The 20,070-nt window shown below is 68.4% G+C and carries 17 protein-coding genes and 1 pseudogene; 3 read left to right on the plus strand and 15 right to left on the minus strand.

All coding sequences use genetic code 11. The features are described 5' to 3' along the window. Positions 1-81: 81 nt before the first annotated feature. Positions 82-615, minus strand: a complete 534-nt coding sequence (locus tag DAT35_RS16140) for a GNAT family N-acetyltransferase (RefSeq protein WP_146209737.1) — start codon at positions 613-615, stop codon at positions 82-84. A gap of 45 nt (positions 616-660) precedes the next feature. Then, positions 661-2,994 (minus strand): bifunctional SulP family inorganic anion transporter/carbonic anhydrase, encoded by a 2,334-nt coding sequence (locus tag DAT35_RS16145; RefSeq protein ID WP_108068412.1) that lies wholly within the window; start codon positions 2,992-2,994, stop codon positions 661-663. A gap of 723 nt (positions 2,995-3,717) precedes the next feature. Between DAT35_RS16145 and lpxB the strand changes: the two genes are divergently transcribed. The 3 genes and pseudogenes from lpxB to DAT35_RS16160 form a co-directional block, all read left to right on the plus strand. Next, positions 3,718-4,872 (plus strand): lipid-A-disaccharide synthase, encoded by a 1,155-nt coding sequence (gene lpxB / locus DAT35_RS16150; protein WP_108067932.1) that lies wholly within the window; start codon positions 3,718-3,720, stop codon positions 4,870-4,872. 39 nt (positions 4,873-4,911) lie between these two features. Continuing rightward, positions 4,912-5,616, plus strand: coding sequence for a polyprenol monophosphomannose synthase (locus DAT35_RS16155; RefSeq protein ID WP_108067933.1), 705 nt, complete (start codon positions 4,912-4,914; stop codon positions 5,614-5,616). A gap of 8 nt (positions 5,617-5,624) precedes the next feature. Then, positions 5,625-6,251: pseudogene (locus tag DAT35_RS16160) on the plus strand (MarC family protein); the annotation flags it as partial. 26 nt (positions 6,252-6,277) lie between these two features. On the opposite strand, the gene DAT35_RS16165 reads toward DAT35_RS16160, so the two are convergent. From DAT35_RS16165 to DAT35_RS16225, 13 genes are all read right to left on the minus strand, one after another. Beyond that, a complete protein-coding gene (locus DAT35_RS16165) occupies positions 6,278-6,727 on the minus strand; it encodes a hypothetical protein (RefSeq protein ID WP_146209738.1) in 450 nt (149 codons plus the stop codon). Positions 6,728-6,753: 26 nt separating this feature from the next. After that, positions 6,754-7,770 (minus strand): OmpA family protein, encoded by a 1,017-nt coding sequence (locus tag DAT35_RS16170; RefSeq protein WP_108067936.1) that lies wholly within the window; start codon positions 7,768-7,770, stop codon positions 6,754-6,756. 223 nt (positions 7,771-7,993) lie between these two features. Continuing rightward, positions 7,994-8,797 (minus strand): LpxI family protein, encoded by an 804-nt coding sequence (locus DAT35_RS16175; RefSeq protein ID WP_108067937.1) that lies wholly within the window; start codon positions 8,795-8,797, stop codon positions 7,994-7,996. Between the two features lie 6 nt (positions 8,798-8,803). Beyond that, positions 8,804-9,580 (minus strand): acyl-ACP--UDP-N-acetylglucosamine O-acyltransferase, encoded by a 777-nt coding sequence (gene lpxA / locus DAT35_RS16180; protein ID WP_108067938.1) that lies wholly within the window; start codon positions 9,578-9,580, stop codon positions 8,804-8,806. A gap of 20 nt (positions 9,581-9,600) precedes the next feature. Then, positions 9,601-10,071, minus strand: a complete 471-nt coding sequence (gene fabZ, locus DAT35_RS16185; RefSeq protein WP_369945773.1) for a 3-hydroxyacyl-ACP dehydratase FabZ — start codon at positions 10,069-10,071, stop codon at positions 9,601-9,603. After that, a complete protein-coding gene (gene lpxD / locus DAT35_RS16190; RefSeq protein WP_108067939.1) occupies positions 10,068-11,132 on the minus strand; it encodes a UDP-3-O-(3-hydroxymyristoyl)glucosamine N-acyltransferase in 1,065 nt (354 codons plus the stop codon). Before lpxD ends, fabZ begins: the two co-directional genes overlap by 4 nt. A gap of 11 nt (positions 11,133-11,143) precedes the next feature. After that, on the minus strand, positions 11,144-11,710 hold the full coding sequence (locus tag DAT35_RS16195; RefSeq protein ID WP_108067940.1) for an OmpH family outer membrane protein: 567 nt from the start codon (positions 11,708-11,710) through the stop codon (positions 11,144-11,146). Between the two features lie 104 nt (positions 11,711-11,814). Next, a complete protein-coding gene (gene bamA / locus DAT35_RS16200; protein ID WP_108067941.1) occupies positions 11,815-14,253 on the minus strand; it encodes an outer membrane protein assembly factor BamA in 2,439 nt (812 codons plus the stop codon). Between the two features lie 88 nt (positions 14,254-14,341). Beyond that, a complete protein-coding gene (locus tag DAT35_RS16205) occupies positions 14,342-15,016 on the minus strand; it encodes an ABC transporter ATP-binding protein (protein ID WP_108067942.1) in 675 nt (224 codons plus the stop codon). A gap of 5 nt (positions 15,017-15,021) precedes the next feature. After that, positions 15,022-17,391, minus strand: coding sequence for an ABC transporter permease (locus DAT35_RS16210; protein WP_108067943.1), 2,370 nt, complete (start codon positions 17,389-17,391; stop codon positions 15,022-15,024). A gap of 12 nt (positions 17,392-17,403) precedes the next feature. Further along, positions 17,404-18,948, minus strand: coding sequence for a lysine--tRNA ligase (lysS, locus tag DAT35_RS16215; RefSeq protein ID WP_108067944.1), 1,545 nt, complete (start codon positions 18,946-18,948; stop codon positions 17,404-17,406). A 77-nt stretch (positions 18,949-19,025) separates the two neighbouring features. Then, positions 19,026-19,379 (minus strand): anti-sigma factor, encoded by a 354-nt coding sequence (locus DAT35_RS16220; RefSeq protein WP_108067945.1) that lies wholly within the window; start codon positions 19,377-19,379, stop codon positions 19,026-19,028. A 26-nt stretch (positions 19,380-19,405) separates the two neighbouring features. After that, positions 19,406-20,041 (minus strand): RNA polymerase sigma factor, encoded by a 636-nt coding sequence (locus DAT35_RS16225; protein ID WP_369945775.1) that lies wholly within the window; start codon positions 20,039-20,041, stop codon positions 19,406-19,408. Between the last annotated feature and the right edge of the window lie 29 nt (positions 20,042-20,070).

The following is a 20,070-nucleotide window of genomic DNA, read 5'->3' on the forward strand; positions in this document are numbered from 1 at the left end:
CCACGTCCGGATCAGGAAGTCGACAGGGGGACTGTGATTCCTTCGCATCCGCGGCCCCCAGGAAATCTTCACCAGAAATTTTCAGCCGCGTGTCAGTGACAGAGACAGGAATTCCTCGTCGAAATACCGCTCTCCGACATGCAGCGCCCGCTTCTCCACGCCGTAGGACTCGAAGCCCTGCGACTGGAAGAGGGCGCGTGCCCGGACGTTGCCCACCACCACCCCGAGCTGGAGCTGCTCGATGCCGCCCATCCTCCGGCCCGCATCGATCGCCGCCTCGAGCAGGCGCTTCCCGAGCCCCCGCCCCTGGAGCTCCGAAGCGACGTACATGCCCCAGATGCGAGCCTTGTGCGCCTCCTTGCGGAAGGTGTCGCGCCGGATACCGGCCATGCCCACCAACCGATCGTTCACGAAGGCCCCGAGCACGAGGTTGGTGCTGGGAGACTGGCTCTCGAGCCTCGCGCGGATGACATCGAGGGGGACGTTCTCCTCCTCCTCGACGGACGAGGCGAAGGCCTCGGGATGCTCCCGCAGTGCGCGGAGCCGGAGGGCCCAGAAGGCCGCCGCCTCCGCGGGCCGGAGCATCCGGAGGGTGGGTTCGATGGAAGGCGCCATGCCCACAGCCTGATGCGGCCAGGGGGGCGCCGTCTACTCCAGCATTCAGTACGGGCCGGAGTCATCCGGGAGTGGATGGATGCCTGGAGTCCCCCCCGGCAGGTGAGCGGCACCCGGCTCGGGCCGAGCCCCCCTCCCGAGTGGGCCATAGGCGCCCGAATGCGCATCCCACTCGAGCAACTCCGCGCTGCCCACGTCGTAGAACCATGCATGCAGCCGGACCTCGCCCGCCTCGACCTTTTGGCGTAGCACCGGGTAGGAGAGCGCGTTGTCCAACTGCATCAGCGCGTTGTGCCGGGCCGCCTCCTCGGGTGAGCAATCCACCGGGAGCGTCCCGAGCAACGCCCGGGCCTCCTCCAACCAGCGCCGTACGCCCCGCAGCTCGTTGGGCACGTCCCCCCCGAGCAGCACCCGCATGGCACCGCAGCCGGAGTGGCCGCACACGACGACCTCCGTCACGCCCAGCACGCCCACCGCGTACTCGAGGGCACTGCCCACCGCGGCCGCCATGGGCGAGCTCGCACGGGGGATGAGATTGCCGATGTTGCGCACGACGAAGAGCTCACCCGGCTCGGTGGAGGTGATGAGGTTGGGGTTGATGCGGCTGTCCGCGCAGGTGATGAACAGGGTGTGCGGTTTCTGACCATCGGCGAGCCGGTTGAACAGCGGCTCATACCGCTCCCGCTGCTCCTGCCGGAAGCGCTCCACGCCATGCACCAGCCGCTCGTGGGAGGACACGGGCACCGCCCCCTCGAGCAGCAGTGCCGCGTCCGATTCGGTGACGACGAGCAACGGCAGCAGCTCCTGGCCGCCCCGCTGGCGCAGGAGCAGCTCTCGCACCTCGGACCTCGAGCCCAGCAGCGCCACCCGGGCGCCCCGCTCCCGCAACCCCTCCACCAGCCCGAGGAACATCTCCGCGCCCGAGGCATCCATCGCCGTCACGCCTGACAAGTCGATGATGACACCGCGCGAGGTGTCCAGCTCACGCGCCTCGGAGCCCAGCCGCTCCAGCTTCGCGGAGGAGAGGAAGGAGATGGGTCCTCCGAGCAGGAAGCGGTGGGGCCCGTGGGACTCCAGGCGCAGGACGCTGGCGCGCGTGCCGCCCATGCGCACCGCAGAGATGGCCAGCGCCGCGACGAGGCCCGCCTGCACGCCGACGATGAGATCCACCAGCACGATGGCCACGAACGTGACGGCATAGACCGCCGCCTCCGGGCGGGACAGCTTCCAGAGGGCGATGAGCTCGCGAGGGTGCAGCATGCGCAGCGCCACCGAGAGCAGCACGCCGGCCAGCGCGGCGATGGGGATGCGGCCCATGACGGGCGCGAAGAGGAACACCGCCGCCAACAGCACCAACGCGTGGAAGATGGCCGAGCGCCGGGTGCGTGCCCCGGCCTGCACGTTGAGCGCCGAGCGCGCGATGACGCCGGTCACCGGGATGCCGCCGAAGAGGGACACGGCCATGTTGCCCAGCCCCTGCCCCACCAGCTCCTGGTCGGGGTCATGACGCTTCCCCCGGGCCAGCTTGTCCACCGCGCCGCTGGACAGCAGCGTCTCCAGCGAGGCCAGGGCGTAGACGATGAGCGCGGTGCCCAACAGTGCGTCCCAGCCCGACCCGGGGAGCGCAGGCAGCCTGGGCGGAGGCAGGGAGCGGGGCAGCTCGCCGAGGGCCGGTACATCCAGCTTCAGTGCCACACAGAGCACCGTGGGGACGATGACGGCGATGAGCGGAGCGGGCAGGCGCGGCAGCACGCGGGGCAGTCCCAGCACGATGGCCAGTGTCAGCAAGGTGAGCGCGAGCGGGACGGGCCGGGCCGCGTGCAACAACCGCCCCACATGCGAGAGGACATCCAGCACGTGGCTCTGCTCCGGAGGTGGCAGGCCGAGGGCTCGCGGCAACTGGCCGATGAGGATGATGGCGCCGATGCCGGCGGTGAAACCAGCCACCACCGGAACGGGCACGAAACGGATGAGGCGCCCCAACCCGAGCACACCGGTGAGCACCTGCAACAGGCCCACCACCAGGCCGATGACGAGCAGGCCACCCAGCCCGTGCTGCTGCACGGCCGAGGCGATGAGCACCGCCATGGCCGCGGCCGGGCCACTGACCGACAAGGGAGTGCCGCCGAAGAGGGCGCAGACGATGCCCGCGATGATGGCCGTCACCAGCCCCACCTCGGGGGGAACGCCGGAAGCCAGGGCAATGGCCAGCGAGAGCGGGATGGCGATGCACGCCACCGTGAGGCCGGCCAGTACATCCTCCTTGAGGTAGCGGGGGGACAGCAGAGCCTTCCACTCGGGGAGGAGACGGCGCAGACCGAGATCGAGGCGCAACGAGGACGAGCGCGGCCGAAGCCGCGTAACGGAAGACGGATTCATGAGGAGGAAGAACCTCTCGAACGAAGGCAAGGCGCGGCCCTGGCGCCACCGGCTCACACGTCCGGAGGCACACGGGTACCCCGCGCGGTCGAAACCACGAGCGAGCGCTTCAGTCAGGACGCGCACCACCTCGCGGCGTCAGGTGGAGCGGGAACCTCAGGCCCTGATGGGCTCGTCTTCCGGAGGCTGCCTTCGAGGAAGCAACGCCGCGCGCCAGCGAGCACCGACATCCCGGTCCGCGACCGGGGGACACTGCACCTGAAGCGACGGACGCGGGCTCCGGACGTACCAGCGGCAGGTGTCCAGCGGCCTGGCCTGGAGACTCCAACCCACTCCCGAACGGGCGGTGGTAATGGGCAGCTCCACATCCTCCTCGGACGGAGCACCGCTCGACGGGAACTGGCCACAAGACAGGCACAGCCGGCTTCCCACGTTCCGAGCCATGGGCTGCTGTGCCGACAGCACGAAGAGCAAGCCCAGACTGAGAAGGAAGGACCACCTCATCGGCCGCGAGACCCCCAGACGCGCAGGCTGGATAAGTCCCGCGTTCCAAGGAAGCCAGTGCGGACGGTCCGGCGGCTTCGCATTCCCGACACGAATGGCCGGAATGTTCTGCAGGAGAGAGGACGCTCGCCCTCCAGGAGGTAGGCCTGAGAACGAGCCCAAGGAGTAACGAGGCAGGTGTGGCGCGCACCGGTTCGGTTAGGATGCCCGCCGCTTCCCATGTCCCCCGCCCCCCAGATTCTCGTCGTGGCAGGCGAGGCGTCCGGTGACTCCCACGCCGCCGACCTCGTCGCCGCCCTCAAGGCCCGCCGTCCGGACCTCACCTTCTTCGGAATGGGAGGCTCGCGCCTCGCCGCCCAGGGCGTGGAGCTGCTCTACGGCGCCCACGAGGTCAACGTCATGGGCATCACCGAGGTGCTGCCCAAGATTCCACGCATCCTCCAGGTGATGGGGGGACTGGCCCGCGCCGCCGCCGAGCGCCGCCCGGCCTGCGCCATCCTCGTGGACATCCCCGACTTCAACCTCCGGCTCGCCGCCCGCCTCAAGAAGCTCGGCATCCCCGTGGCCTATTACGTCTCGCCGATGATCTGGGCCTGGCGCCGGGGCCGGGTGAAGACGATCGCGAAGCGCGTGGACCGGATGCTCTGCATCCTCCCCTTCGAGGAGGAGTTCTACCGGGAGGCGGGTGTCGCCGCCCGTTACGTGGGCAGCCCAGTGGTGGAGCAGATGCCCTCCCCCGCCAGCGCCGCCGCCTTCCGCCAGAAACTCGGCCTGCCCATGGAGACGCCCACGCTCGCCCTGCTACCGGGCAGCCGGATGAGTGAAATCCGCCGCATCCTCCCCGCAATGGTGGGCGCGGCGAAGCAGCTGGTGGCCGAGCGTCCCGGGCTCCAGGTGGTGGTGCCGGTGGCCCCCACCATCCCGCGCGCGGAGATCGTCTCCCGCTTCGAGGGCAGCGGCGTCCAGCCCGTGCTCGTGGAGGGCCGGGCCCCCGAGGTGGTGGGCGCCAGCGACGCGGCCATCGTGGCCTCGGGGACGGCGGCCCTGGAGGCGGGGCTGATGCAGCGCCCCTTCGTGGTGGTGTACCGCGTCTCGCTCATCACCTACCTCGTGGGCCGGATGATGCTGAAGGTGGCGCACGTGGCGCTCGTCAACCTGCTGGCGGGCCGCCGGGTGGTTCCCGAGCTGCTCCAGGGCGACATGACGCCCGAGCGCATCGCCGGCGAAATCCGCCGCCTGTGGGTGCCAGGCACACCTCGTGAGGAGATGCTCCAGGGACTGGAGGAGGTGCGCACCCGGCTCGGGGAGGCGGGGGCAGCCACCCGGGCGGCCGAGTCGGTGCTGGAGCTCCTCCCCGCCCCCGCGAAAGTCTAGGGGCGGACGCGGCGCCGCTCTGGTATGTCCCGCCGCGCAATGAACCCAGCGCTGGTCTGCATCCCCACCTACAACGAGCGGGACAACCTCGAGCCCATCACCCGCGCGGTGCTCGCGGCCGATCCCCGCGTGGACATCCTCGTCGTCGACGACAACTCCCCGGATGGAACGGGGAAGCTGGCGGACGAGCTGGCGGCGAAGGAGCCGCGCATCCGCGTCCTGCACCGCGAGAAGAAGCAGGGCCTGGGGCGCGCCTACCTCCATGCGTTCCGCGTGGCGCTCGACGCGGGCTACACGTACATCATCGAGATGGACGCGGACTTCAGCCATGACCCGCGCTATCTGCCCACGCTGCTGGACACGGCGCAGGGCGGAGCGGACCTGGTGCTGGGCTCGCGGTACGTGAACGGCGGCGGCACCGTCAACTGGGGCGTGGGCCGGAAGATCATCAGCCGCGGGGGCTCGCTCTACGCGCGCAGCATCCTCGGCGTGAGCACGCGGGATCTGACGGGTGGCTTCAAGTGCTTCCACCGCCGGGTGCTCGAATCCATCGACCTGGAGGCGGTGCAGAGCACCGGCTACGCCTTCCAGATCGAGCTCACCTACCGCACCCTCAAGAAGGGCTTCACGGTGAAGGAGATTCCCATCGTCTTCGAGGACCGCCGCGTCGGGCAGTCGAAGATGAGCCGGAAGATCTTCCTCGAGGCCCTGACGATGGTGTGGAAGCTGCGTCTCTCGGTGTAGGGGGGCGCATGTCCGAGCAGCTCTCCCTCTTCCTGGTGTCGCTCCCGGCGGTCCTCTTCGTGGTGGACCCGATCGGGGTGGTGCCCATCTTCCTGGCCATGACGGCGGGGGACTCGGAGGAGAAGATCCGCAACACGGCGAGGCGCGCGTGCATGGTGGCGTGCTCGCTGCTGCTGTTCTTCGCCGTCTTCGGCGGCGTCATCTTCAAGGTGTTCGGCATCTCGCTGGGCGCCTTCCGGGTGGCCGGCGGCATCCTGCTGCTCATCACCGCGCTGGACATGCTGCGCGCACGAGCGTCAGAAACGCGCACCACGCCGTCCGAGCAGCAGGAGGGCGAGAAGAAGGAAGACGTGGCCCTGGTGCCGCTGGCGATGCCGCTGCTGGCGGGCCCGGGCGCCATCGCCACCGCCATGGTGCTGATGGCCCGAGGCGGGGACAATCTGCTGTCCGCCGTGCCCGTGCTGGTGGCCATCATCCTCACCTTCCTGACGAGCTACCTGGTGCTGCGCGCCGCGGGCTTCGTGCAGCGGGTGCTCAAGCAGTCGGGCGTGGCCATCCTCGAGCGCGTGATGGGGCTCATCCTCGCGGCCATCGCGGTGCAGTTCATCGCGGACGGGGGGAAGGATCTGCTGCGCGAGAAGGCGGAGCCGGCGCGGGTGTCTCAGATGCTGGAGGAGACCCAGGCGCCGCCGTCGTCCTTCGTCATCGCGCCCTTGGCCTCGCCGCCCAGCGACAGCGCGTCCGGGGTGGCGCGCTGCGCGTCGTAGATGTAGCCAGTGCCTCGCGGCTGGAGGAAGAGCACCACGGCCTCGGTGGTGATCTGCTGCACCACCTTGTAATTGGTACCGCCGCAGCTGGGCTCGTCGGCCGCGAAGAGACGCTCGAGCATGGCCTGCTCGGGGCGGCGCAGGAAGACGAGCACCTGCGAGAGCCCATCATGTCCATCCGCGCTCAGTCCGGAAAGGATCTGCTGGGGAACGCGCTCGCGCATGAGCGCCCGGACCAGCTCGCACTTGTTGGCCTCCTCCTCGGGCTTGATGAGGGAAGCACGCGAACGCATGCAGCCAGGGGCGGCGAGGGCGAGCAGGGCGAGCAGCAGGAGTCGCTTCATCCGTCGGTTCTCCAGGGGGAGGTGCATCACAGCTTCCGCCACTGCGGCGGAAAGGGGGTTGAGGACAGGGCGGGCGGCTCCACGGCGAGGATGTACTCGGCGCGGCGGTTGGAGGCCTCGGCCGTCTCGTCCGGGGTGGCCACGAGCGGGGACTGCTCGCCGAAGCCCTCGTAGAAGATGGGCAGCTTGAGGCCCTTCTTGCGCAGGTAGGTGGCGATCGCGCGGGCGCGCTGGAGGGACAGATCGCGGTTGGAGGCCGTGTCCCCCACCGTGTCGGTGTGCCCGAGGATGTAGAGACGCAGCTCGGCGAAGCGGCCATAGCGCTTCACCGCGTCGGAGATGAGCACGTGGCTGGCGTCCAGCTTCCGCCGCTCGGCCTCCGGCACCTGCGCGCTGCCCGAGGAGAAGTTGACCTCCTCATGGGGGATGTCCACCCGCCACGGGAAGAGGTCCACGCCCGTATAGAACTCGGAGGTGTCGAAGGCCTTGAGCGAGATGCGCAGCACGCGCCCCTCCGTCGCCGGCCACGTCACCTCGAGCGGCCGGCCCGCGGGCACGCCGTCGAAGGGGACCTCGCCCTCGAAGGCCTTCTTGCCGGTGTCCATGAGCACCGTCACCTGCGCACGCGACGCGGGCCGGGACAGCGTGAAGCGCAGCGTGCGCCCCGGCACGTCCACGTCCTCGGGGAGCACCGTCAACTTCAGCGGCCCCAGGAGCTCCGCGTCGAAGGACAGCGGCATCGACGCCTCCTCCGCGTCCTTGAAGCGCACCACGAGCTCGCCCTCGTAGTGGAAGCGGCCCTCGGGCTGCTCCAGCGGCAGGGTGCGCGTCACGCCCGGCTCGCCTCCGCCCTTCACCCGCACCTCCTGGCCGTCACCGCGCTTGAGCTTCACCTCGAAGCCGGCGATGGGCTCGTCGATGTGCACCTGCAGGGCCGGCAGCCCCTTGCCCAGCGCGGCCTGGGGCTGCAGCGACACGCGCACCGCATCCGCGAACGCGCACAGGGGCAACAGGGTGAGGCACAGCAGCAGGCGTACATTCATGCGGGATGGCGACCTCCGGGCTGGGACGCACCCTGGCCGGGTCGCGTGGCGCGTGCAACGCGAACCGGGTCGGGTCCCGGAGTTCTGTCCGGAACAGGCCCTCGAGAGGCGAGCATTCCACACAGGTTTTTTTGTGACGAGCCACCCCCTCACCCACTCCCCAGAAGGGAGGGTGAGCAGGCGACCAGGGGCCACCCGGGGTGGGGGGAGCCCGCGGTGACGCTCAGGGGACGCCGACGAGGGAGATGCCCGCCTTCTCGGCCCCCCGGAAGAGCTCCGGAGCGTCCAGCAGCACCGTCTTCCCGGCTTCCAGCGCCAGCACCTTCGCCCCGACCTCCTGCATGACCTCCAGGGTGCGAGGGCCCACCGCCGGCAGATCGAACCGCAGGTCCTGCCCCGGCTTGCAGCGCTTCACCACCACGGCACCGGCCCCACCGTACTTGCCGCCCCGGCGGATGGCCTCGTCCGTGCCCTCCACCGCCTCCAGCGCGAGCACGTGGCCGTTGAGCACCACCACCGTCTGGCCCACGTCCGCCTGGCCCAGCAGCGTGGCCACCTCCCGCCCCAGCGTCACGTCCTTCTCCTGCGCGGGGTGGAGCCGGGGCCCCGCCAGGTGGCCCTCGGGGCACAGCGCCTGGGCCAGCCAGTCCGTGGGCGCCACGATGGTGATGCCGTGCGACTCGAAGTAATCCGCCACCGCGCGCAGCAGGGCGTCATCCCGGAAGCTTCGCAGGCGCGAGATGATGCGCACCGCGCCCAGGTCCGGCCGAGCGTCCGTCAGCGCGCGCACCCGGCCGATGCCCCCGGCCATCGCCGCCCGCTTCACGTCCGCCTTGCGGAAAGCCTTGACGATGCGGTCCACCTGCCCCAGCCGCACCCACGTCAGCTCGGAGACCTCGGCCTCCAGGGCCGGGTCCGCCTCGCCACGGTGGGCCACCGCCACCACCTGCAGCCCCTGCTCCCGGGCCGCGCTCGCGAACAGGAAGGGCAACCGTCCGTTGCCCGCGATGAGGCCGATGCGCTCCACGGTGCGTCAGCGCGTCAGTCCGCGCTTGCTCTGACTGACGAAGTTCAGCAGGTAGTCGATCTCCGACTGGCCACCCATCTCCGCCTTCAGCTGGGCGACGGCCTCCGCCAGTTGCAGCTTCGAGCGGAAGAGGACCTTGTAGGCCTCCTTGATACGGCCGATCTGCTCCTCGGAGAAGCCGTGGCGCTGCAGGCCCACCACGTTGAGGCCGGCCAGCTCCGCCCGGTCTCCCTGCGCCGTGCAGTACGGGGCCACGTCCATCACCACCATGGACCCGCCCGCGACGAACGCGTGCTTGCCCACCCGGGTGAACTGGTGCACCGCGGACAGCGCACTGAGGATGGCGAAGTCCTCGATGTACACGTGCCCGGCCAGCGCGGAGCTGTTGGCCAGGATGCAGCCGTTCCCCACCACGCAGTCGTGGGCCACGTGGCTGTAGGCCATGAAGAGGTTGTTGTTGCCCACCCGCGTCACCCCGCCGCCACCGGCCGTCCCGATGTTGAGCGTGGCGGACTCACGGATGGTGTTGCCATCACCGATGATGAGCTCGGTGTCCTCGCCCGCGTACTTCAGGTCCTGCGGGGCTCCGCCCACCGAGGCGAACGGGAAGATGCGATTGCGCGCACCGAGAGTGGTTCGCCCGTCGATGACGACGTGGGGGCCGATGCGAGAGCCCTCGCCGATCGTCACCCGCTCGCCGATGACGGAGTAGGGACCCACTTCCACCGTCTCGTGGAGACGGGCCCCGGGGTGGACCACCGCAGTGGGGTGAACCTGCGCCATGGTGTCTACCTCGTGCCTTCTCAGGATGCCTCGGCCGTGGAGCCGCTCGCGTCCTTGTCCTTGTCCACCACCGTGGCGAGGAACTCGCCCTCGGCCACCTTCACTCCGTCCACCGTGGCCGTGCCCTTCGTCTTCCAGATGGCGCCCTTGTGGCGGACGACCTCGACGGTGAGCTGCAGCCTGTCCCCGGGCACCACCGGCTTGCGGAAGCGCGCACCATCCACGCCCATCAGGTACGAGACCTTCTGCGTGGGGTCCATGTTCTCGGTCTTGTAGGCGAGAATGGCCGTGGCCTGCGCCAGCGCCTCCAGGATGAGCACCCCCGGCATCACCGGGTGTCCCGGGAAATGGCCGTTGAAGAAGGGCTCGTTCATGGTGACGTTCTTGAACGCCACCAGTTTCTCCCCAGGGACGATCTCCACCACCCGGTCCACCAGGAGGAATGGATAGCGGTGCGGCAACAGCCCCTGGATGTCCATGATGTCCATCATCCGCCCTTCTCCTTCTTCTCGAGCATCTCGACCCTGCGGCGCAAAGTGCGCACTTCCTTGAGCAGATCGCTGATCTGCCCGAGTGCGGCCGACATGCGCAACCATTCGCGATGAGGTACGGCCGGGCTGCCACTTACCACCTGTCCGTCTTCCACGTCATGGGCCACGCCGGACTGGGCGCCGACCTTGGCCATGTCACCCACGCGGATGTGGCCCACCACGCCCACCTGCCCCGCCAGTACCACGCCCATGCCCAGCTCCGCCGATCCGGACACGCCCGCCTGGGCGCAGATGAGCGACAGCGGGCCCACCTTCACGTTGTGGGCGATCTGCACCAGGTTGTCGATCTTCGACCCGCGGCCGATGACCGTCTCGCCGATCGTCGCCCGGTCGATGGTGGTGCAGGCACCGACCTCCACGTCATCCTCGATGCGGACGATGCCCGCCTGAGGCACCTTGTAGTGCTCCGGGCCGCTCTCGCCCTCGGGGTTGAAGGCGAAGCCGAAACCATCCGCGCCCACCACGCACGAGGCATGGAGGATGACGCGCGCCCCCACCTGGCAGTGCTCGCGCACGGTGACGTTGGGGTACAGCAGACTGTCCTCGCCCACGCCCGCCCCCTCGCCCACGTAGACGCCGGGGAAGAGCACCGCGCGAGCCCCCACGGTGGCGCCCTTGTCCACCGTGGCGCCCGCCATCACCGTGGCCTCCGGGTGCACGCGCGCCTCGGGGTGCACCTGCGCCCCGGGCCGCACGCCCGGCGCGTACGACGGCCGCGGGTGGAAGAGGCTGGAGAGCTTCGCGAAGGCCAGATGCGGATTGGACACACGCACCAGCGACACGCCCTCGCGGGGCTCGGCGTCCGATCCCACCAGCACGGCCGAGGCCTTCGTGGCCTCGTACTGCCGGCGGTAGCGGGGGTTGCCGTAGAAGGAGAGCTCGCCCGGGGCCGCCTCGGCGAGCCCGTTGAGCCCTGAAATCAAGAGGCCGGCATCCCCGACGAGCTCGCCGCCCACATGGGTGGCGAGCTCCCCGAGCCGGCGCGGGGTAGATGCGCGCACTGGAGAAGGCCTTACTTCTTGGGGGCGTCCTTGGCGACCGGGGCGTCCTTGGCCTTGCCCTTGGAACCGTTGTACGAGCGGATGACCTCGTTGGTCAGGTCGAACTGGTTGAGCGCGTACACCAGACCGGAGTCCCGCTTCTCGAAGACCATGCTCAGGCCCTCGCGCTCGGCGATGCCGCGGATGACCTCGTCGATCTTCGCGATGATGGGCTCCATCTCCTTGCGCTCGCGCTCGGCGGCCTCACCACGGCTCTTCTCCCACTTCTGGGCGAGGTCGTAGACCTTCTTCTGCAGGTCCGTGGCCTTCTGGACGCGCGTCTCCTCGCTCATGGCGCTGGCCTGCTTGTCCAGCGTCTCCTTCTCCTTGCGCAGGGCCTCCTGCTCGGCGTCGATCTCCTTCTGGCGGCCCTCCAGCCACTTCTGGAGACGGGTCTTGGCGGCCTTGCCATCCTCCACCTCGAGCATGACGCGCTGGTAGTCGACGTAACCGAGCTTCACGTCAGCGGCGGCGGCCAGGGTCGGCACGGCGAGCGAGAGGGCAATGGCCAGGACCGACAGTTTGCTTCGAAGCGACATGTGCGACAGCTCCTCGGGGGAAGGTTTGAGACTCCGACGTCCCGCCCTGGTCCCGTGTTCAACGGCCGGGAAGACGGCCGTTTGCGGACCGGGCGGACGACCTATCAGAAGAAATTGCCGATCGTAAACTCGAACTGGATGGGCTGGTCTTCCGGACGTTTGGTGAGCGGGATTCCCCACTCGAAGCGCAAGGGACCGACCGGCGAGAACCAGCGGAAGCCGAAGCCCACCGAGTGGAAGAGCCCCAGGGGCACGTGATCCTGCTTGTCCTGGAAGAAGCGCTCGTTCTGGGCGAAGGCGTTACCAGCGTCATAGAAGACCACACCGCGGATGCCGGCCTTCTCGAAGACGGGGAACTCCAGCTCCAGGTTGATGATGAGCTGCTTGTTGCCACCCACGTTGAGCTGCTGGATGGAGGCATCGGGCGAGCTCGAGCTGGGCGCCAGCAGCGTGGGGCTGATGCTGCGCAGCAGGTAGCCGCGCACCGAGTTGATACCGCCGAGGTAGTAGAGCTCGGAGATGGGCAGCGGGCGGTTGGCATCCAGCTGCTGGATGTAGCCGATGGTGGCGTTCGTCTTGAAGACGGCGCCCAGGGGCAGCGGGAAGTAGAGGCGCGAGTAGGCGCTGTAGCGGGTGAAGAGGAACGAGCCGCCGAGGAATTTGGGCGCGTACTCCACCGAGCCGTAGTGGATGAAGCCCTTGGAGGGGAAGAGGCGGTTGTTGCGCTTGTCGTAGGTGACGGACAGGCGGACCGAGCTCGTCACGCCGCTGAGGAAGCGGTTGGCCAGCAGCACGCCGCCGAAGTTCTTCGCGGCCGCCACGTCCACGTGCTCCTGCGAGTAGCCCACGTTGACGAGCAGGTCCTCGATGACCTGGTAGCCCAGCGACAGGTTGCCACCCGTCGATTTACGGGTGAAGTCGACGTAGTCCGCCTCGACGCGGAAGAAGTCCGCGGACAGCAGGTAGTTGGTGTCCAGGAAGTACGGGTCGAAGAAGGACACCTGGACGAGCGAGCGCAGGCTGGAGATCTGCGCCGAGGCCGACACGCTCTGGCCCCACCCCAGGAAGTTGTTCTGCGACACCTGGGCCGTGAAGATGAAGTTCTCCACGTTGGAGAAGCCGAGGCCCACCTGGAAGGTACCGGTGGCCTTCTCCTTCACCTCCACCTGCACGACGATGGTGTCGTCGCGGCTGCCGGGCTTCTGCGTCACCTCCACCGTCTCGAAGAAGCCGAGCGCCGTCACGCGCTCCTTGCTGCGGCGCACGCCGGTGCCACTGTAGAGCTCACCCTCGTAGACGCGCAGCTCGCGGCGGATGACCTTGTCGCGCGTCTTGGTGTTGCCGACGATGTCGATGCGCTCGATGGAGACCTGCGGACCCTTCTGCACGTCGAAGGTGAGGTCCACCGTCTTGGTGTCCGCGTTGATGTTGGTGACGGGGTTGATGTTGGCGTACGCGTAGCCCCGGTCGTAATAGACGTCGGTGATGGACTGGATGTCCTGGCCGAGCTCCGAGCGGCTGAAGTGCGTGCCCGACGTGGACTTCATCAGCCGGGCCAGCTCCTCCTTGGGAATGACCAGGTCCCCGGCGAAGTCGATCTTCCCGATGTCGTAGCGCTCGCCCTCGGTCACCCGGAGGGTGATGTAGATGTAGCGCTTGTCGGGCGAGAGCGAGACGGTGGGCTTGTCCACGCGGACGTTGATGAAGCCCTCGTCATAGTAGGTGGCCTGGATGACCGCCAGGTCGCGCTGGAACACCTCCTCGCGGTAGGTGCCCTCGCCGGTGATGAAGGAGAGGTAGCCCCCCTCCTTGGTGAGCATCACGTCCTTGAGCTTGGTGGCGGGAACCTTCTCCGCCCCCAGGAAGACGATGTCCTTCACCATCACCTTGGAGTTCTCTTCGATGTTGAACACCACATCGACCTGGCCACCCGGCACAGGGGCGATCTTGTAGTTGACCTCGGCGAGGAAGTAGCCCTTGTCGATGTACTTCTCGTGGATCTTCTTCTGGGTGCGGCGCACCGCATCCATGTCGAGGATGGTGAGGGGCTTGACCTCGATGGACTCCTTGAGGTCGTCCCCGCTGAGCTCCTCGTTGCCGGCGAGCTTCACGGCGCGGATGGAGGGACGCTCCTCCACCCGGACCACGTAGACGATGCCGCCGTTGGGCAGACGCTGCACCAGCAACTGGACGTCGCTGAAGTACCCGAGCGCCCAGACGGCCCGGAGATCGTCGGCGGTATGGGACTCGTCGAAAATCTGACCCACCTGGGTGTGGAGGGCGCGGCGGATGGCCTCGGCCTCGACGCGGCGATTGCCCTCGATGCGGATGTCGACGACCTCACCCTCGCGGACCTCCCGGTCGGGCTTGACCGGGGTGTCGGAGCCGGGCTTGGCGGGAGCCGAGGGAAGCGCCGAGGGAGGCACGGAGGCCGGCGGAGAGCCCTTGCCGTCCGCCTGCGCGAGCGCGCGACCGGGCAGCACCGTCCATACGGCGACGAGGAGCGGGAGAAGGAACCTGAGCGAGAGAACGGGGAGCCTCAAGAGCGATCGGCCGGTAAAGGGCGGGGCAATCTACGGGAGGATTTCAGCGGGGCTCAATGGGAAATCGCGAGAAGGGGGGGCCAGAGCGTCAAGCCTCGGTCACCTGGCCGGCCACCAACCGGAGCCGCCGGGGCATGGAGCGGGCCAGTGTCTCGTTGTGGGTGACCACCACGGCGGTGATTCCCAGGTCCCGGTTCACCTCTCGCAGGAGCTGGTGGATGCCCTCGCCGGTGGCCGGGTCCAGGTTGCCGGTGGGCTCGTCGGCGAGCAGGACCGCCGGCTTGAGCACCAGGGCCCGGGCGAGGGCCACGCGCTGGGCCTCGCCGCCGGACAGTTCCCCTGGCCGGTGGTCCACCCGGCTCCCCAGCCCCACCCGCTCCAGCAGTTCACGGGCGTAGGAATAGGACTCGGTCCGATCCCTGCGCTGGATGAGCGCCGGCATGGCCACGTTCTCCAACGCGGTGAACTCCGGTAGCAGGTAGTGGCTCTGGAAGACGAAGCCGATGGTCCGGTTGCGGAAGTCGGCGATCTCCGCGTCGTTCATGGAGAAGACGCTCCGGCCCTCGAAGAGCAGCTCGCCGGCGGCCGGCATGTCCAGGGTGCCCAGCACGTGCAGGAAGGTGCTCTTCCCTGCCCCGGACGCCCCGATGAGGCTCACCAGCTCGCCCTTCTCGATGTCCAGGGACACGCCGCGCAGCACGTCGATGCGCTTGCCGTGCAGGAAGTAGCTCTTGAAGACGTTGCGGATGGAAAGCAGCGACATCTTCCTCACTCCGCCTTGAGGCCTTCCACCGGCTCCACGCTGCTCGCCTTGAGCGCGGGATAGATGGATGCCAGGTAGGTGACGAGGACCGCGATGACCACCGAGAGCGCGGTCTGCACCGGCTCGATCTTCACCGGCAGGTTCGGGATGTAATAGACGGACGGGTCCAGTCTGATGCCCACGCGAAGGATGAAGTAGCACCAGCCCAGGCCGGAGAAGAGCCCCAGCAGGCCTCCCGCCACGCCAATCTGCAGGCCCTCGGCGAGGAAGATCTTCACGATGCCGCCGTCGGAGACGCCCAGGGCCTTGAGCACGGCGATCTCCTTGCGCTTCTCCAGCACGAGCATGATGACGGTGGCCACGATGAGGCCGGCCGCCACGATGATGATGATGGACAGGATGATGCCCATCACCAGCTTCTCCAGGCGCAGGGCGGAGAAGATGTTGCGGTGGATCTCTCCCCAGTCGCGGGCGCGGTAGGGGTAGCCGCCCAGCTCGCGCGACACCTGCGAGGCGATGCGCCGGGCGTCATCCACGTCCGACACCTTCAGCTCGATGCCGCTGGGGCCATCCGAGCCGAAGAGCTTCTCGGCCTCGCTGAGCAGGATGTAGGCGAACTTGGCGTCGTACTCGTACATGCCCGAGTAGAAGATGCCCGCCACGCGGAAGGCGCGGCTCTTGGGGATGAGACCCGTGGGGCCCAGCTCGGCGCCCTGTGGGGAGATGACGTTCACCCGGTCGCCCACCACCACGCGCAGGATGGTGGCCAGCTCGCGTCCGAGAATGATGCCGGGCAGCACCTTCTCCTCGGCGCTCTTGGAGGACTTGCCGATGATGGGGTCGACCTCTTCCTCCTCCTCCTGCTTCTGGGAGGACGGCTGGCCGAACCCGCCGAACGCGCGCCGGGGGACGATCTTCGCGGGCGTCTCGAGGTTGTCCAGGTCGCCGCCCGGCAACATGTTCTTGCGCAGGTCCAACACCGAGCCCACGGTCTCCGGGTCGATGCCCTTGAGCACGATGCCCTGCACCTCGTCCTCGGCGAGCACCATGACGGGGTTGTCGATGGAGGGCGTCTGGCCCACCACGCCGGGCACCTTGGAGATCTGCTCCATCAGCCGCTTGTACTCGGTCAGGTGGCCCGCGTACTTCGACACCACCACGTGCGAGTGGGCCCCGAGGATCTTCTTCTGCAGGTCCTCCTCGAAGCCGCTCATCACGGACAGGACGATGATGAGCGCCATCACGCCCACGCCCACGCCGCCCACCGAGAGCGCCGTCATCATCATGGTGGGCGACTGCTCGCGCAGCTTGAGGCGGTTGAGCGCGGACGCGGCGGCGAGCGGATCCTTCATGCCCAGGGAGCGGATGCGGGTGCGCTCCACGGCCGCCTCCACCGCACGGATGATGCCGTAGACGATGAGCGGCGGGATGATGCCGAACATCAGCACCGCCAGCGTCCCCAGCAGCAGCGAGGGGCGGAACACGCCCACGTGACGCCGGGCGACGAAGAGCTCGAAGCGGAGCTTCAGGTCCAGGCGCCCGCTGCCCGCGGCGATGAACCCGGTGTTGATGCCCAGCACCAGCATGAGCACCAGCAGCGAGAAGACGAGCCAGTAGCCCACCACCGGGCGGCCGAGCATGTCCGCCAGGTACGTCACCTCGCGCAGCCGGTAGCCCAGCGACAGCTGGAGGTCCGGAATCTGCTCCATCAGCGTCAGCATCACGGGCACGGGCAGGCCCAGGTAGATGACACCGATGGTGGCCTCGGGCAGGGCCACCCGCCGGGCGCGCGAAGCGCCCACGAAGCCACACGCGAAGGCCACGAACGACGAGACGATCAACGAGATGGCGAAGGCGACCGTCGGCGCCAGACCGCCCTCCCCGCTCCCGCCCGCCCCTCCACCACTGGACAGGAACGTCTGCAGCAGGATGAGCACCAATTCGGCCAGCAGGATGCCGCCGCCATAGGCGCCCAGGGTGCTCCAGTAGAAGTCCCGGTACTGCGCCAGCCGGGGGTACAGCGTCGCCCCAGCGGCCGGACTCGGCCCCTCGGAGGGGGCGGGGGCGCGCCGGATACCGGTGGCGATGATCGCCCAGCCCACCAGCCAGGCGGCCGTGCCGGCGTAGAGATACTCGGTCCCAACGAGCCCCACCGAGGAACGCGCGGTGGACTGGACCGCCGCGAGCCCCAGTGCCTGGAGCGTCTGCACGAGCCCACCCCAGGCGAGCGCGGACAGACCGAGCATGCCCGCCACCCGCTCCCAGGCATCCGAACGGGTGATGGCCACGCCGAGCAGCACGGCGCCAACGAGCGCCACGAGGGCGCCGCTCCAGATGAAACTCCAGCGGTAGACGGTCTGCCGTTCGGCGTTCACGAGGTTTCCTGCCTACTTCGCAAGCGGCTTGAGGAGGGGGAATAGAATGACGTCGCGGATCGACGGCGCGTCCGTGAACAGCATGGCGACGCGATCAATCCCGATGCCCTCGCCCGCCGTGGGCGGCATACCGTGTTCCAGCGCCCGGATGTAGTCCTCGTCGTAGTCCATCGTCTCCTGCTGGCCGCGCTTCTTGGCGTCCAGCTGGGCGAGGAAGCGCTCCTTCTGGTCGAGCGGATCATTGAGCTCGGAGAAGGCGTTGCCGATCTCCCGGCCGGCGATGAAGAGCTCGAAGCGGTCGGTGATGTCCGGGTTCTGGTCGTTGCGGCGCGCCAGCGGGCTGACGGCCGTGGGGTAGTGCGTGATGAAGGTGGGGTGCACCAGCTTCTGCTCCACGTGGTGCTCGAAGAGCGCGCCCACCAGCTCGCCATGGTGCATGGTCTCGATGGCGCGGCGCTCGGACTCCCCGTGCGTCGTCTTGAGCAGTTCGTGGCGCAGCCGGTCCGCGTCCGACATGTCCTTGTCGCTCAGCGAGGGGACGACCTCGCGGATGGCCTCGGTCATGGGGATGCGCTTCCAGCCCTTGCCGAAGTCCAGCACGTGCCCCTGGTAGGACACCTTCGTGTCCCCCGTCACCGACTTCGCCGCGCCCGAGAGCATCTCCTCGGTGAGGTCCATCAGGTCCTCGAACGTGGCGTAGGCCTGGTAGAACTCGAGCATCGTGAACTCGGGGTTGTGCCGGGTGCTGATGCCCTCGTTGCGGAAGTTGCGGTTGATCTCGTAGACGCGCTCGATGCCGCCCACCACCAGGCGCTTGAGGTACAGCTCCGGGGCGATCCGCATGTACAGATCGATGTCCAGCGCGTTGTGGTGGGTGATGAACGGGCGGGCCGCCGCGCCAGACACCAGCGGGTGCATCATCGGGGTCTCCACCTCGATGAAGTCGCGCCCGTCGAGGAAGTCCCGGATGTAGCGGATGAGCTTGTTGCGCTTGAGGAAGGTCTGCTTCACCTCGGGGTTGGACACCATGTCCAGGTAGCGCTGGCGGTAGCGCACCTCCACGTCCGTGAGGCCGTGCCACTTCTCGGGCAGGGGCCGCAGGGACTTGGTGAGCGGCACGAACTTCGTGGCGGACAGGGTCAGCTCGTTCGTCTTCGAGCGGAAGATGGTGCCCTGCACGGCGACGAAGTCACCCATGTCGGTGAGCTTGAAGAGCTCGTAGGCGTCCCCGAGGGCGTCCTTCTTGAGGTGGACCTGGATCTCCCCCGAGCGGTCGCGCACCTTGACGAAGGCGGCCTTGCCGAAGCTGCGCACGGCCACGATGCGGCCGGCCACGTCATAGGCGGTGGGCTCGGCCTTCTCGAGTTCCTCCATGGACTGTTTGTCGTGGCGGTCGAGGATCTCCGCAGCCATGTGCTGGGGGCGGTAGCCGTTGCCGTACGGATTGAAGCCGGAGTCCCGCCATTTGCGCGCCTTGTCCAGACGCTGGTCGTAGATCTCCTGCTCCTTGGACCCGAGGTCCGCTTCGACGGTCTTGTTCTCTGGAGTGTCAGCCATGGGGCATCCCGTAAGGGCGCGGCACCGTAGCCAAGCGCACCCCGGGACGCAACGAATGGACGCGGGATATGTTCCCTTCAGGGCGCGGACATGAGGAGGAAGGCCCCCACCGCGGCCGCGATGAGCAGCGGAATGAGGATCTCCACCGGCAGGCGGTACTGCGCGTGCATCAGGTGCAGCCGCTTCAGCCCGAAGCGCCGCTGCCGCTTCATCCGCGTCATCACCCGGGTGGCCAGCGCGGGCGGAGCCTTTTGCTTCTCCACCTTCCGCAGCCGCAGCACGGTGCTCGAATAGCTCTGCCAGCCCCGCTGGCACTCGCCACAGCCGTCCAGGTGCGAGCGGACCTCCTGCGCCTTGTCGGCGGGGAGCTCCTCGTCGGCGAGTGCGATGAACAGGGCCCTGGTCTCGCGGTGGCTGAGCTGCGCTGGCATGTCCCGGAGTCTCCGCTGAAAGCCGTTCATTCCTCAAGCCGCCCCAGGAGCTCCGCCAGCTTCTCCCGTGCCCGATGGAGCCGACTCTTCACGGTTCCCAACGGTAGCTCGGTGATGTCGACGATCTCCTCGTACGAAAGTCCCTCGATGTCCCGGAGCGCCACCAGCATGCGCGGCTCGGGGTCCAGCTGCGAGATGGCCCACTGCACCCGGGCCTGCTCCCGAGCCGACTCCAACGCCGCGTCCGGCCCCGGGGGCGAGCCCAGGAGCTCCGCCAGCGCCCCCTCGCTCTGCTCACCGTACTCCTCCGACCGTCCCCTCCCCCGCCGCTTCAGGTACTTCAGCCGGTTGATGCAGTGGTTCTTCCCGATGCGGAACAACCACGTGGACAGCCGGGAGTCCTCCCGGAACTTCGAGAGGTTCTGGTGGGCGCTCACGAAAACGTCCTGCACCAGATCGTTCGCCTCCTCCCGGTCCCCCAGCATCCGCACGCAGAAGTCGTAGAGCCGGTCCTGGTGCGTGTGCACCAGCGCCTCGAAGGCCTCGGGCTCACCCCGCCGCAACCGCGCCAGCAGCAGGCGTTCCTCGCGCGAGGCGGCATCGGACTCGCCCGTCACCGGCGTCCCCTCCACATCCATGCCGAGCACCCCGCTCGATGGCACCGGTGGCCTCCCGCGCGGCCTACACCGCG

Source organism: Vitiosangium sp. GDMCC 1.1324, from assembly GCF_003044305.1.
GTDB lineage: Bacteria > Myxococcota > Myxococcia > Myxococcales > Myxococcaceae > Archangium.

What these genes read in the sequence shown, in the direction of transcription:
- DAT35_RS16140 (WP_146209737.1), bottom strand. Translation starts at nt 615, where the DNA reads ATGGCGCCTTCCATCGAACCCACCCTCCGGATGCTCCGGCCCGCGGAG.
- DAT35_RS16170 (WP_108067936.1), bottom strand. Translation starts at nt 7,770, where the DNA reads ATGAATGTACGCCTGCTGCTGTGCCTCACCCTGTTGCCCCTGTGCGCG.
- DAT35_RS16220 (WP_108067945.1), bottom strand. Translation starts at nt 19,379, where the DNA reads ATGCCAGCGCAGCTCAGCCACCGCGAGACCAGGGCCCTGTTCATCGCA.
- DAT35_RS16165 (WP_146209738.1), bottom strand. Translation starts at nt 6,727, where the DNA reads ATGAAGCGACTCCTGCTGCTCGCCCTGCTCGCCCTCGCCGCCCCTGGC.
- DAT35_RS16195 (WP_108067940.1), bottom strand. Translation starts at nt 11,710, where the DNA reads ATGTCGCTTCGAAGCAAACTGTCGGTCCTGGCCATTGCCCTCTCGCTC.
- DAT35_RS16145 (WP_108068412.1), bottom strand. Translation starts at nt 2,994, where the DNA reads ATGAATCCGTCTTCCGTTACGCGGCTTCGGCCGCGCTCGTCCTCGTTG.
- lysS (WP_108067944.1), bottom strand. Translation starts at nt 18,948, where the DNA reads ATGGCTGACACTCCAGAGAACAAGACCGTCGAAGCGGACCTCGGGTCC.
- lpxA (WP_108067938.1), bottom strand. Translation starts at nt 9,580, where the DNA reads ATGGCGCAGGTTCACCCCACTGCGGTGGTCCACCCCGGGGCCCGTCTC.
- DAT35_RS16155 (WP_108067933.1), top strand. Translation starts at nt 4,912, where the DNA reads ATGAACCCAGCGCTGGTCTGCATCCCCACCTACAACGAGCGGGACAAC.
- fabZ (WP_369945773.1), bottom strand. Translation starts at nt 10,071, where the DNA reads ATGATGGACATCATGGACATCCAGGGGCTGTTGCCGCACCGCTATCCA.
- lpxB (WP_108067932.1), top strand. Translation starts at nt 3,718, where the DNA reads ATGTCCCCCGCCCCCCAGATTCTCGTCGTGGCAGGCGAGGCGTCCGGT.
- DAT35_RS16205 (WP_108067942.1), bottom strand. Translation starts at nt 15,016, where the DNA reads ATGTCGCTGCTTTCCATCCGCAACGTCTTCAAGAGCTACTTCCTGCAC.